We start from the raw sequence: 9,805 nt of genomic DNA on the forward strand, positions 1-9,805 counted from the left end.
CCCCGGGGCAGGCCTCAGCGCACCCGGGCGGTCGGGGCCTCCAGGACCTGGGCGGGCGCGACGGGGGCCTCCGGCGTCTGGGTCCGGGCCCAGTCGTCGGCGGAGCGGCCGCTGGCGTCGCGCAGCGCGGGGGAGGCGCCCTGGTGGCGGAGTTCGTCGGCGACCTCCGTGCGGCCGAAGAGGACGGCGAACATCAGCGCCGTCTGGCCCAGCCGGTTGGTCTGGTCCACCGAGCAGGGCTGGGCGTTGAGCAGCTTCACCACGTCCGCGTAGCCCTTGAAGGCGGCGCCCATGAGCGCGGTGTTGCCCCGGCTGTCGCCCGCGCACGCGTCCGCTCCGGCGTCGATGCGTCGCGGATGAAGAAGATGGGCAGGTTGTTGCCCACCAGGTCCCAGTTGCCCTCGTCCGTGAAGAACTTCAGCGCGAAGCCGCGCGGGTCGCGCAGCGTCTCCGGTGAGCCGCTGGAGTGGATGACCGTGGAGAAGCGCACGAACATCGGCGTCTTCTTGCCCTTCTGGGAGAAGACGGACGCGCGCGTGAGGCTGGAGAAGTCCCCGTAGCTTTCGAAGGTGCCGTAGGCGCCCACGCCGCGCGCGTGCACCACGCGCTCCGGGATGCGCTCACGGTCGAAGCGCGCGAGCTTCTCGATGAGGGCGAAGTCCTCCAGGAGGATGCCGCCCCAGGGGCCGGACAGCCCCAAGAGCACGCACCGTGCCGGGTTGGTGTCTCCTGTGTTTTCAATGGGTTGAAGATTCGGCAGGCATCGCCGCCACCGGTCTTTCGGTGGACGCACCGGGTTTTCGGTGTGGTGGGTGGTAACGATATTTCGGTGTGGTGTTCGCGTGATGCTTCTCGCCATTCAAGAGGCGCGGTGCGGCATCTCTTGCTGGCGGTGCGAGGGGCCGCGTTCTTGAGCCGAAGGACGCTGCGCTCGGGTAGGGTGCGCGCATGTCAGGCCCGTTCATCGACGACGCGCGGATTGCTGAAGCGCGCAAGCTGGCGGACGAGATCGTCAATCCGATCTTCGACCTCATCCAACGCAACACCACTGTTTCCAATGAGCGCACCGTGTTGCGCTTCTTTGGCATCTCCGGCGCGGGTGCGCGCGGCGTACCGTTGGCCAACCTGATGGTGGACAAGCTGAAGTCCGCCGGGGTGCTCAACCGGGGCGCGGCGTACTGGTACGGCCGCGCGCTGCAATTGGGCGCCAGCAGTCCGCTGGACGCCGTGGAGCGCATCACCGCGCTGCCCACGGACAAGCTGGGCGCGCTGTCCCCGGAGATGGAAGCGAACCTGCGCGACGCCGTGCGCGAGGAGGCGAGAGCGGCGATGACGGAGCTCAAGTCCCGCATCGCCCAGCGCAACGCCCTGCGCGAGCAGTTCCCCATGTCCCCCGCGCCGCACAAGTACGTCATCGTCGCCACCGGCAACATCTACGACGACGTGGACCAGGCCCGCGCGGCGGCGCAGGCGGGCGCGGACGTCATCGCGGTCATCCGCTCCACGGCGCAGTCGCTGCTGGACTACGTGCCGCACGGCGCGACGACGGAGGGCTACGGCGGCACCTACGCCACCCAGGAGAACTTCCGCGTCATGCGCGAGGCCCTGGACGACGAGAGCCGCAAGCTCAAGCGCTACATCCAGCTGACCAACTACTCGTCCGGCCTGTGCATGTCGGAGATCGCCTTCTGCGCGGCGTACGAGCGGCTGGACATGCTCCTCAACGACGCGATGTACGGCATCCTCTTCCGCGACATCAACATGCGGCGGACGTTCATCGACCAGTACTTCAGCCGCCGCATCTGCGCCCTGGCCGGCATCATCATCAACACCGGCGAGGACAACTACATCACCACCGCGGACGCGTACGACGCGGCCCACACCGTCATCGCCAGCCAGTTCATCAACGAGTGCTTCGCCAAGCGCGCGGGCCTCAAGGACTGGCAGCTGGGCATCGGGCACTCGTACGAGATCGACCCGTACCGCGACGACACGCTGCTCCTGGAGCTGTCGCAGGCGATGCTGGTGCGCCGCTGCTTCCCGGACGCGCCGCTCAAGTACATGCCGCCCACGAAGCACAAGGAGACGGACATCTTCTTCAGCCACGCGTACGACGTGATGGCGGACCTGGTGGCCATCTGGACGCGGCAGGGCATCCAGCTGCTGGGCATGATGACGGAGGCCATGCACACGCCGCTGCTCGCGGACCGGTACGTGGCGCTCAAGTCCGCGTCGTACATCCACCGCGCGGCCCGCGGCATCGACGAGGAGTTCACCGTCCGTGAGGACGGGAAGATCGCCAACCGCGCGCGGGAGGTCTTCGCCAAGGCGGAGGAGCTGCTGCGCGAGTGCCACTCCGACGGCATGGTGGCGGCCATCGGCAAGGGGCGCTTCGGTGACGTGAAGCGCGAGGAGACCGGTGGCAAGGGCCTGGACGGCGTGCTGGAGAAGGCGCCGGATTACTTCAACCCGTTCCTGGAAATGCTGGAGGCGTCATGATCCTGGGTACTTTCGTGGCTGTGATGATGGCCGCGGGCGGCAGCGCGGATGCGTTGAGCAGCGTGACGGTGAAGAACATCGCGCTGAAGGCGCCCGCGGCGTGGACGCGCTCCAACGTGGACGGCTCGGAGAAGTTCCTGGCGCCGTCGGGTGACGCGTACTTCCTGGTGGACGTGGGCACGGTGCAGACCGCGGGCATGAAGGCGGAGCTGTGCCGCACGAAGATCCTCGCGAGCATCGGCGGCGACAGCTGGACGATGCTGAAGGTCGGCGGCCAGCCGGCGGCCACGAAGACGGACACGGACGCGGCGCCGGACGGCAGCGGCAACGTGGACACCGTGACGTACGTGGGCTGCAACGGGAAGACGACGTGGTCGGTGGTCTTCTACATGGAGCAGGGCAAGAAGGACCGTTTCGCCGCCGTGGCGGAGAAGGTGGGCACCAGCGTGAGCTTCACGCCGCCCAAGAAGGGGTAGTTCGATGGTGAAGCCGAGCAAGCAGATCATCCGCCCCTACGGCGACCGTCGCGACGACGGCATGGTGCAGCTGTCCTTCACGCTGCCGGTGCCGCTGTCGGAGAAGGCCAAGGAGGCCGCCGCCCAGTTCACGAAGAAGATGGGCTTCACGGACGTGAAGGTGGCCGCCGCCGAGCGCGCGGCGGACCAGTACACGTTCTTCGTCGTCTACGCCCGCTCCAACGTGACGCTGGACTACGCGGAGATCGACGTGCCGGAGGTGGTGGTGCGCAAGATGGGGTTCGACGACCTCAACGCGCTCATCAAGGAGAAGGTGCGCCGGCGCATCGTCGTCTTCGGCGCGTGCACGGGCACGGACACGCACACGGTGGGCATCGACGCCATCCTCAACATGAAGGGCTACGCGGGCGACTACGGCCTGGAGCGCTACCCCGGCTTCGAGGCGTTCAACCTGGGCAGCCAGGTGCCCAACGAGGACCTCATCAAGAAGGCCACCGCGAAGCACGCGGACGCCATCCTCGTCTCCCAGGTCGTCACCCAGCGCGACGTGCACAAGGACAACTCGCGCCAGTTCATCGACGCGGCGAAGGCGGCGGGCATCCACGGCAAGACGCTGCTCTTGCTGGGCGGCCCGCGCGTGGACCACAAGCTGGCCCTGGAGCTGGGCTTCGACGCGGGCTTCGGGCCGGGCACCAAGCCGTCCGACGTGGCGAACTACATCGTGCACGCGGTGATGAAGAAGGAAGGCACGGAGTCCGCGGACTCCCACTACCAGGGGGAACCCTCGTGAGCACTGGCACGAAGGCGGTACTGCGGCTGCGCATGGGCAGCCATGACGCGCACTACGGCGGCAACCTGGTGGACGGGGCGCGGATGCTCGGCCTGTTCGGGGACGTGGCCACGGAGCTGTGCATCCGCTCCGACGGCGACGAGGGCCTGTTCCGCGCCTATGACTCCGTGGAGTTCCTGGCCCCGGTGTACGCGGGCGACTTCATCGAGGCGGAAGGGGAGATCATCTCCGAGGGCAACACGTCGCGGAAGATGCGCTTCGAGGCCCGCAAGGTGATCAAGCCCCGGCCGGACGTGAATGACTCGGCGGCGGACGTGCTGCCGGAGGCGGTGGTGGTGTGCCGCGCTTCGGGCACGTGCGTGGTGCCCAAGGACAAGCAGCGGGTGAAGCGATGAGCAAGCCCATGGTCATCACCGCGGCCATGGTGGGCGCGGAGACGACGCGCGAGCAGACGCCGTACCTGCCCATCACCGCGGAGGAGATCGCCGAGGACGCGGTGAAGTGCCGCGAGGCTGGCGCCGCGATGGTGCACATCCACGTGCGCACGGCGGAGGGCAAGCCGTCGCAGGACGCGGAGCTGTTCCGCGCGGCCATCCGAGCCATCCGCAAGCGCACGGACATCCTCATCCAGGTGTCCACGGGCGGCGCGGTGGGCATGGGCGTGGACGAGCGGTGCGGCGGGCTGACGCTCACCGGCGCGGACAAGCCGGACATGGCCACGCTCACCACGGGCACGGTGAACTTCGGGGAAGAGGTGTTCTGGAACCCCCGGCCGCTGGTGCGCGACATCGCGAAGCGCATCAAGGGCATTGGCCTCAAGCCGGAGCTGGAGTGCTTCGACGTCGGGATGATCGACGAGGCGCGCTACCTGGCGAAGGAGGGGCTGGTGGACCTGCCGGCGCACTTCGACTTCGTGCTGGGCGTCCCGGGCACGCTCCAGGCGCGGCCGGAGGTGCTGGACTTCATGATCGCCTCGCTGCCGGAGGGGAGCTCCTGGACGGTGGCGGGCGTGGGGCGCCAGCAGTTGCCGTTCGTGGACGAGGCCGCGAAGCGCGGCGGCAACGCGCGCGTGGGCCTGGAGGACAACATCTACCTGTCCAAGGGCGTGCTCGCGAAGGGCAACTTCGAGCTGGTGGCGGAGGCCGCGAAGCGGGCCCGCGCCGCTGGACGCGAGCTGGCGACGCCGGAGCAGGCCCGGCAGCTGTTGCGCCTGGGCTGAGGACTCCAGCAGACGTGAATCGAGGCCCGGGAGCGGATGACGCCCCGGGCCTTCGTTTTTGTCAGGAACCCCACGCGCATTTCGTCCCGCTGCCCGGCCTGCAGCGCATGGCTGTCCCCCCGGGACGGCTCGGGCATCATGCCGCGCATTCCTCCCGCTCTGACGGGAGCCCACGAGGAGTCGCGAAGCGATGGACACGGGACTGCAAGGCAAGGGCGTGCTGGTGACGGGTGGCGCGGGCGGCATCGGCACCGCGCTGGTGCGCGCGTTCGCGGGCGAGGGCTCGAAGGTGGCGGTGCACTACCACCGCAGCCAGGAGAAGGCGGAGGCGCTCGCGCGCGAGGTGGGTGGCGCGGCCGTGCGCGCGGACCTGACGGTGGAGGCGGACGTGGACGCGCTGGTGCCGCAGGCCGTGAGGGACCTGGGCCGGCTGGACGTGCTGGTGTGCAACACCGGCGTGTATCCCGCGCCGGATGAGCCGCTGTGGCGGATGTCGCTGGAGCGCTGGCGCCGCACGCTGGCGCAGAACCTGGACAGCGTGTTCCTGAGCTGCCGCGCGTTCCTGCGCCACGTGGAGACCACGGGCACGGGCGCCATCGTCATCATCAGCTCCACCGCGGGCCTCTTTGGTGAGGCGGGCCACACGGACTACGCGGCGGCCAAGGGCGCGCTGGCGGCGGGCTTCGTGAAGAGCCTGAAGAACGAGCTGCACCGCATTGCCCCCATGGGCCGCGTCAACGTGGTGTGCCCGGGCTGGACGGAAGTGGGCCGCAACCGCGACAAGCTGACGGACCCGAAGTTCGTGGGCCGCGTCACGCGGACGATGCCGCTGCGCAAGGTGGGGCAGCCAGAGGACGTGGCGCGCGTCGTCGTGACGCTCGCGTCGGATCGCATCTCCGGGCACGTGACGGGTGAGGTCGTCACCGTGGCCGGAGGCATGGAAGGACGGGTGCTGCATGAAGACTGACCTGGATGTGCGGACGTACAACCGCGACGCGTGGAACGGCGAGGTGGGGCGCGGCAACAAGTGGACGCTGCCGGTGTCCCCGGAGGTCATCGCCGCCGCGCGAAGGGGGGACTGGAGCGTGGTGCTCACCCCGACGAAGCCCGTGCCTCGTGAGTGGTTTGGCGACCTGAAGGGCAAGGACGTGCTGGGCCTGGCGAGCGCCGGCGGCCAGCAGTGCCCGGTGTTCGCGGCGGCGGGCGCGAACGTCACCGTGTTCGACCTCTCGTCCGCGCAGCTGGGGCAGGACCGCAAGGTGGCCGAGCGCGAGGGCCTGGCGATGAAGTTCGTGGAGGGCGACATGCGCGACCTGTCCGCGTTCGCCGACGCGAGCTTCGACCTCATCTTCCACCCGTGCTCCAACTGCTTCGCGCCGGAGATCCTCCCGGTGTGGCGCGAGGCCTTCCGCGTGCTGCGCCCGGGCGGCGTCCTGCTGTCGGGCATCTGCGACCCGGTGCGCTACCTCTTCGATCCGGTTGAAGAAGAGAAGGGCGTGATGCGGCTGAAGTACACGATGCCGTACTCCGACTTCACCAGCCTCACCGACGAGGAGCGCCGCCGGTACAGCGACAAGAACGAGCCCATGTGCGTGGGCCACTCGCTGGAGGATCAGCTGGGCGGACAGATGGCGGCGGGCTTCGTGCTCACGCACCTGTTCGAGGACAAGTACGAAGGCAACAGCGACCTGCTCTCCACGTTCATGGCCACGTTCATGGCGACGCGCGCCCTGAAGCCCGTATCGCGTTCGTGACGCAGACGATCGTTGCGCCCGGCCCCCGCGAGAGCCTACAGAAGGGATGTCCGGGTCCCTCCGGACATCCCCCCCTTTTGTAGGAGCCGTCCATGAAGCTGTCGCTGCGTCTGTCCGCGGTCGTGTTGCTGGGTGTTTCGATGCTGGGCCTGGGCTGTGAGGGTGCGGACGCGAGGGATCCGCTGCAGGCCATCGAGGCGGGCGCCGAGGTGAAGGTGGAGCCGGCGCTGGCGGAGGTGAAGCAGGGCGCCGTGGGTGACACGCTGATGCGCTGCACCCAGCCGCAGGACGGCAGCTACCTGGAGGTGGTGCAGACGGCCACGGGCTACGAGGCGGCCACGGTGGTGGAGGCCTATGACCCCTGGGACTGCCGCTGCACGTACGAGAAGCGCACGGTCCTGGGGCAGTACACGCAGTGCCGCCGTTCCACGGTGGATCCGCGCATCATGAACTGCTACCGCGTCGAGCCCACCGGTTCCATTGGCAAGGTGGTGCTGTCCACCACGCGCGTGCAGCGCACGCAGATGGTCATCGGCGGCACGCAGACGGTGTCGTACACGGACCTGAGCATCGCGGCCATCAACCAGGACCCGGGCCACACGCCGCGCCAGGACTTCACCTACAGCCTCTCGGACTGCCAGTAACCGGAGCGATTTAACCTTCCGTGGGCTCCGGGGTTTTGAGTGTCAGAGCGCGACGGGAAGCAGGCTGCACGGCTGCTCCCGGAGCGTTTTGACCTGAACCCGGAGTCCACACACCATGTCGCTCAAGTCCATGCTTCGCGGTACCGCCGTCGCCACGCTGCTCTTCGCCGTGCCCGTGCTCGCGCAGACGGCCGCGCCGTCCGGCTCCGCCAACCAGGCCGGCCAGTGCGAGGGGCGCCGGGGCAAGCACGGCGGAGGCCACAAGTTCGGCCGCATGGAGCACCGGCTGGACAAGCAGGTCGCCGAAGGGCGCCTGACGCAGGCCCAGGCGGATGGCTTCAAGGCGGAGGCGAAGCAGCTGCACGAGGAGATGAAGGCCGCGCGCGCCTCCAGCAACGGCCAGGTGGATGAGGCCACGCGCGCGCGGTTCAAGGAGCGCCGCAAGGCCCTGAAGGAGAAGATCCGGGCGGCGCTGGCGCCCACGCAGCAGGGCGCCTGAGGTCCCCGCCGTGAGTGGGGGACGTGACGCGAGGGCCCCGGCCGGCACAGACTGACCGGGCCCTTTCGTCCGCGGGAGCCTCCATGCTTCGCAGTCTCGTCGTCGCCCTCGTCGTCTTGACCGCTGGCTGCCGCGCGCACTCCGGCGCGACGGAGGCTCCGGTGGCGGCGCAGGCCCCCGAGTCCACTCCGGAGTCACCGGTGGTGCTGGTGGCGGACGGGGAGCTCCAGCGCGTGCAGAAGCGCGCCCGGTACATCGTTGAATCGGAGAAGGGCGCCATCAGCGCCACGGACCTGCTGCTCGCGCGTCCGGACCTCGACCGCGCGCGGATGAACTGGTTCTTCACGGTGCCGCGTGGCAACGCCTGGTACGCCGTGTTCGGCCGCTTCAACGCGCAGGACGCGTTCGTCCCCGCGTACGCCTACCGCGCGCCCATCGAGTTCTCCGGCGAGATGGAGGACTTCCCCGTCGCGTCCCTGCCCGAAGGCATGGACGCCCTGGCCCGCGCCGTGAGCACCGCCTGCGAGCGCGTCTTCCAGGTGCATGGCCGCAAGCAGCTCAACCCCGTCGTGGTGGAGGAGGACGGCGGCATCACCGTCTACGTGCTCCAGGGCTTCGACGACTCGAACCTGTACCTGCTGGGCGGCGACTTCCGTTTCAAGTTCAGCCAGGACGGCCGCCAGAAGCTCCAGGAGCTGCCCCTGCACCAGGGACTCATTCCCGTGTCCGTCGCGCCGGACGCGGACGGCGAGCGGCCTCCGTTCTCCGCGCACGCGCACGTGCTCTTCCCGGGGCCGCTGGAGACGGAGCTGGCCCTGGTGATGCTCTATCCCGCGCTGGGAGGCCTCTTCGTGGGCGCGGCGGACAAGGACCTCGTCTACGCCCTGTCGCCGGACGGCACCATCCGCGCCGTGCGCCTGAGCCGCGAGCAGGTCCTGCGCGAGCTGCGGCCGGACGGCACCTTCGCGCCGCCCGAGTCCCTCAATGCCGAGCCGGAGCCGGAGCCCGGCGCGGACGTGGTGCTCTGAACAGCTCCCGGCGCCGCAGTGTTGAGCTTCGTTCAGGCCCCTGCCGGTGGCCCGTCATGGCCCGCGGGCAGGGTGCTTGAGTTCGCGGCCTCACGACAGGAGGACGCCGGATGGCCCTGCAGAACGACTACCAGGATGTGCTGGACGTGGCGAAGAACGTGGGCGCGAAGATCGAAACGCGCGAGGAGAACGGCAAGCTCGTCATCAAGGGCAGCGTCGACCACGCCTTCGACCGCGATCGCATGTGGGATCAGATCAAGGCGAAGCACCCGAAGTGGAACGATGAGGTCATGGTCATGCTCACCGTGACCCACGCCGAACCGTACGGCCTGCACACCGTGAAGTCCGGCGACACGCTCAGCAAGCTGGCCAAGGACATCTACGGGGACATGAAGCTGTACACGAAGATCTTCGAGGCCAACAAGGATCAGCTCAAGGACCCGGACCACATCAAGGTGGGCCAGGTCCTCAAGCTGCCGCCGAAGACGATCGCCAATCCCGCCTGAGTCTTCCGTGCTCCCGGTGGGCCGCTGACGCGCGGCCCGCCGGTCTCCGAGCCCGGGGGCTCAAGGGCAGTACGGGCAGTCCACCGTGGCCTCGAGCGAGTCGTAGACGAGGCAGTTCTGGTCCGCGGCGCTGTCGTTCTTCTGCTGGCAGCGGTAGTTCCACACCGAAGCGCACTGCGTGTAGACCTGCGCGTCGCCGGTGGGCCCCTGGTAGGTGGACGTGCAGGTGCCGCCCGAGCCTCCGCCCGACACGGTGCAGGTGTTGGGGTCGGTGTTGCTCGTGCACTTCATGTTGGAGCAGTTGGTGCCGCTGCCCATCCACTTGCCCGAACAGCTGGCCCCGTTGGTGCGCTGCTCACAGAGCACGCGGTTCAGGTTCCCGTCGTAGTA

At 68.8% G+C, this 9,805-nt stretch carries 13 protein-coding genes and 1 pseudogene; 11 read left to right on the forward strand and 3 right to left on the reverse strand.

All coding sequences use genetic code 11. The features are described from left to right. Positions 1-14: 14 nt before the first annotated feature. Complete coding sequence (locus D7X55_RS28650; RefSeq protein WP_233610124.1) at positions 15-293, reverse strand: ankyrin repeat domain-containing protein; 279 nt, start codon at positions 291-293, stop codon at positions 15-17. 53 nt (positions 294-346) lie between these two features. Continuing rightward, positions 347-742 (reverse strand): annotated as a pseudogene (locus tag D7X55_RS28655) (catalase); the annotation flags it as partial. Positions 743-948: 206 nt separating this feature from the next. Between D7X55_RS28655 and D7X55_RS28660 the strand changes: the two are divergent. The 11 genes from D7X55_RS28660 to D7X55_RS28710 all read left to right on the forward strand — a co-directional run bounded on the left by D7X55_RS28660 (position 949) and on the right by D7X55_RS28710 (position 9,415). Further along, positions 949-2,499 carry a lysine 5,6-aminomutase subunit alpha gene (locus D7X55_RS28660; protein WP_121724713.1) on the forward strand — a complete coding sequence of 517 codons (1,551 nt, stop codon included), beginning with the start codon at positions 949-951 and terminating at the stop codon, positions 2,497-2,499. After that, positions 2,496-2,975, forward strand: a complete 480-nt coding sequence (locus D7X55_RS28665; protein ID WP_120550624.1) for a hypothetical protein — start codon at positions 2,496-2,498, stop codon at positions 2,973-2,975. Before D7X55_RS28660 ends, D7X55_RS28665 begins: the two co-directional genes overlap by 4 nt. 4 nt (positions 2,976-2,979) lie before the next feature. Further along, positions 2,980-3,765: an OAM dimerization domain-containing protein gene (locus D7X55_RS28670; RefSeq protein ID WP_014396340.1), complete on the forward strand. Its 786-nt coding sequence runs from the start codon at positions 2,980-2,982 to the stop codon at positions 3,763-3,765. A 32-nt stretch (positions 3,766-3,797) separates the two neighbouring features. Further along, positions 3,798-4,160: a hotdog fold domain-containing protein gene (locus D7X55_RS28675; RefSeq protein WP_043323283.1), complete on the forward strand. Its 363-nt coding sequence runs from the start codon at positions 3,798-3,800 to the stop codon at positions 4,158-4,160. Further along, positions 4,157-4,984 (forward strand): 3-keto-5-aminohexanoate cleavage protein, encoded by an 828-nt coding sequence (locus D7X55_RS28680; RefSeq protein ID WP_120550623.1) that lies wholly within the window; start codon positions 4,157-4,159, stop codon positions 4,982-4,984. The genes D7X55_RS28675 and D7X55_RS28680 overlap by 4 nt, the downstream gene beginning before the upstream one ends. 190 nt (positions 4,985-5,174) lie before the next feature. Then, the gene (locus tag D7X55_RS28685; RefSeq protein ID WP_121724714.1) at positions 5,175-5,951 is read left to right on the forward strand and encodes an SDR family NAD(P)-dependent oxidoreductase; all 777 of its coding nucleotides are present in this window, start codon (positions 5,175-5,177) and stop codon (positions 5,949-5,951) included. After that, entirely contained in the window at positions 5,941-6,738 is a 798-nt protein-coding gene (locus tag D7X55_RS28690; protein WP_120550621.1) for a class I SAM-dependent methyltransferase, read from the forward strand. Before D7X55_RS28685 ends, D7X55_RS28690 begins: the two co-directional genes overlap by 11 nt. A 92-nt stretch (positions 6,739-6,830) precedes the next feature. Further along, positions 6,831-7,382, forward strand: a complete 552-nt coding sequence (locus D7X55_RS28695; protein WP_120550620.1) for a hypothetical protein — start codon at positions 6,831-6,833, stop codon at positions 7,380-7,382. Positions 7,383-7,497: 115 nt separating this feature from the next. Beyond that, entirely contained in the window at positions 7,498-7,881 is a 384-nt protein-coding gene (locus tag D7X55_RS28700; protein ID WP_121724715.1) for a hypothetical protein, read from the forward strand. Positions 7,882-7,964: 83 nt separating this feature from the next. Then, entirely contained in the window at positions 7,965-8,909 is a 945-nt protein-coding gene (locus D7X55_RS43550) for a hypothetical protein (protein WP_120550618.1), read from the forward strand. 110 nt (positions 8,910-9,019) lie between these two features. Continuing rightward, positions 9,020-9,415 (forward strand): LysM peptidoglycan-binding domain-containing protein, encoded by a 396-nt coding sequence (locus D7X55_RS28710; protein ID WP_120550617.1) that lies wholly within the window; start codon positions 9,020-9,022, stop codon positions 9,413-9,415. Between the two features lie 60 nt (positions 9,416-9,475). On the opposite strand, the gene D7X55_RS43555 is transcribed toward D7X55_RS28710, so the two are convergent. Then, on the reverse strand, positions 9,476-9,805 hold a 330-nt coding region (locus tag D7X55_RS43555), incomplete at its 5' end, for a hypothetical protein (RefSeq protein ID WP_158626436.1).

The sequence above is a fragment of the Corallococcus sp. AB049A genome, from assembly GCF_003668885.1.
GTDB lineage: Bacteria > Myxococcota > Myxococcia > Myxococcales > Myxococcaceae > Corallococcus > Corallococcus interemptor.

What these genes read in the sequence shown, in the direction of transcription:
- D7X55_RS28700 (WP_121724715.1), top strand. Translation starts at nt 7,498, where the DNA reads ATGTCGCTCAAGTCCATGCTTCGCGGTACCGCCGTCGCCACGCTGCTC.
- D7X55_RS28680 (WP_120550623.1), top strand. Translation starts at nt 4,157, where the DNA reads ATGAGCAAGCCCATGGTCATCACCGCGGCCATGGTGGGCGCGGAGACG.
- D7X55_RS28710 (WP_120550617.1), top strand. Translation starts at nt 9,020, where the DNA reads ATGGCCCTGCAGAACGACTACCAGGATGTGCTGGACGTGGCGAAGAAC.
- D7X55_RS28695 (WP_120550620.1), top strand. Translation starts at nt 6,831, where the DNA reads ATGAAGCTGTCGCTGCGTCTGTCCGCGGTCGTGTTGCTGGGTGTTTCG.
- D7X55_RS43550 (WP_120550618.1), top strand. Translation starts at nt 7,965, where the DNA reads ATGCTTCGCAGTCTCGTCGTCGCCCTCGTCGTCTTGACCGCTGGCTGC.
- D7X55_RS28665 (WP_120550624.1), top strand. Translation starts at nt 2,496, where the DNA reads ATGATCCTGGGTACTTTCGTGGCTGTGATGATGGCCGCGGGCGGCAGC.
- D7X55_RS28660 (WP_121724713.1), top strand. Translation starts at nt 949, where the DNA reads ATGTCAGGCCCGTTCATCGACGACGCGCGGATTGCTGAAGCGCGCAAG.
- D7X55_RS28650 (WP_233610124.1), bottom strand. Translation starts at nt 293, where the DNA reads ATGGGCGCCGCCTTCAAGGGCTACGCGGACGTGGTGAAGCTGCTCAAC.
- D7X55_RS28690 (WP_120550621.1), top strand. Translation starts at nt 5,941, where the DNA reads ATGAAGACTGACCTGGATGTGCGGACGTACAACCGCGACGCGTGGAAC.
- D7X55_RS28675 (WP_043323283.1), top strand. Translation starts at nt 3,798, where the DNA reads ATGGGCAGCCATGACGCGCACTACGGCGGCAACCTGGTGGACGGGGCG.
- D7X55_RS28670 (WP_014396340.1), top strand. Translation starts at nt 2,980, where the DNA reads ATGGTGAAGCCGAGCAAGCAGATCATCCGCCCCTACGGCGACCGTCGC.
- D7X55_RS28685 (WP_121724714.1), top strand. Translation starts at nt 5,175, where the DNA reads ATGGACACGGGACTGCAAGGCAAGGGCGTGCTGGTGACGGGTGGCGCG.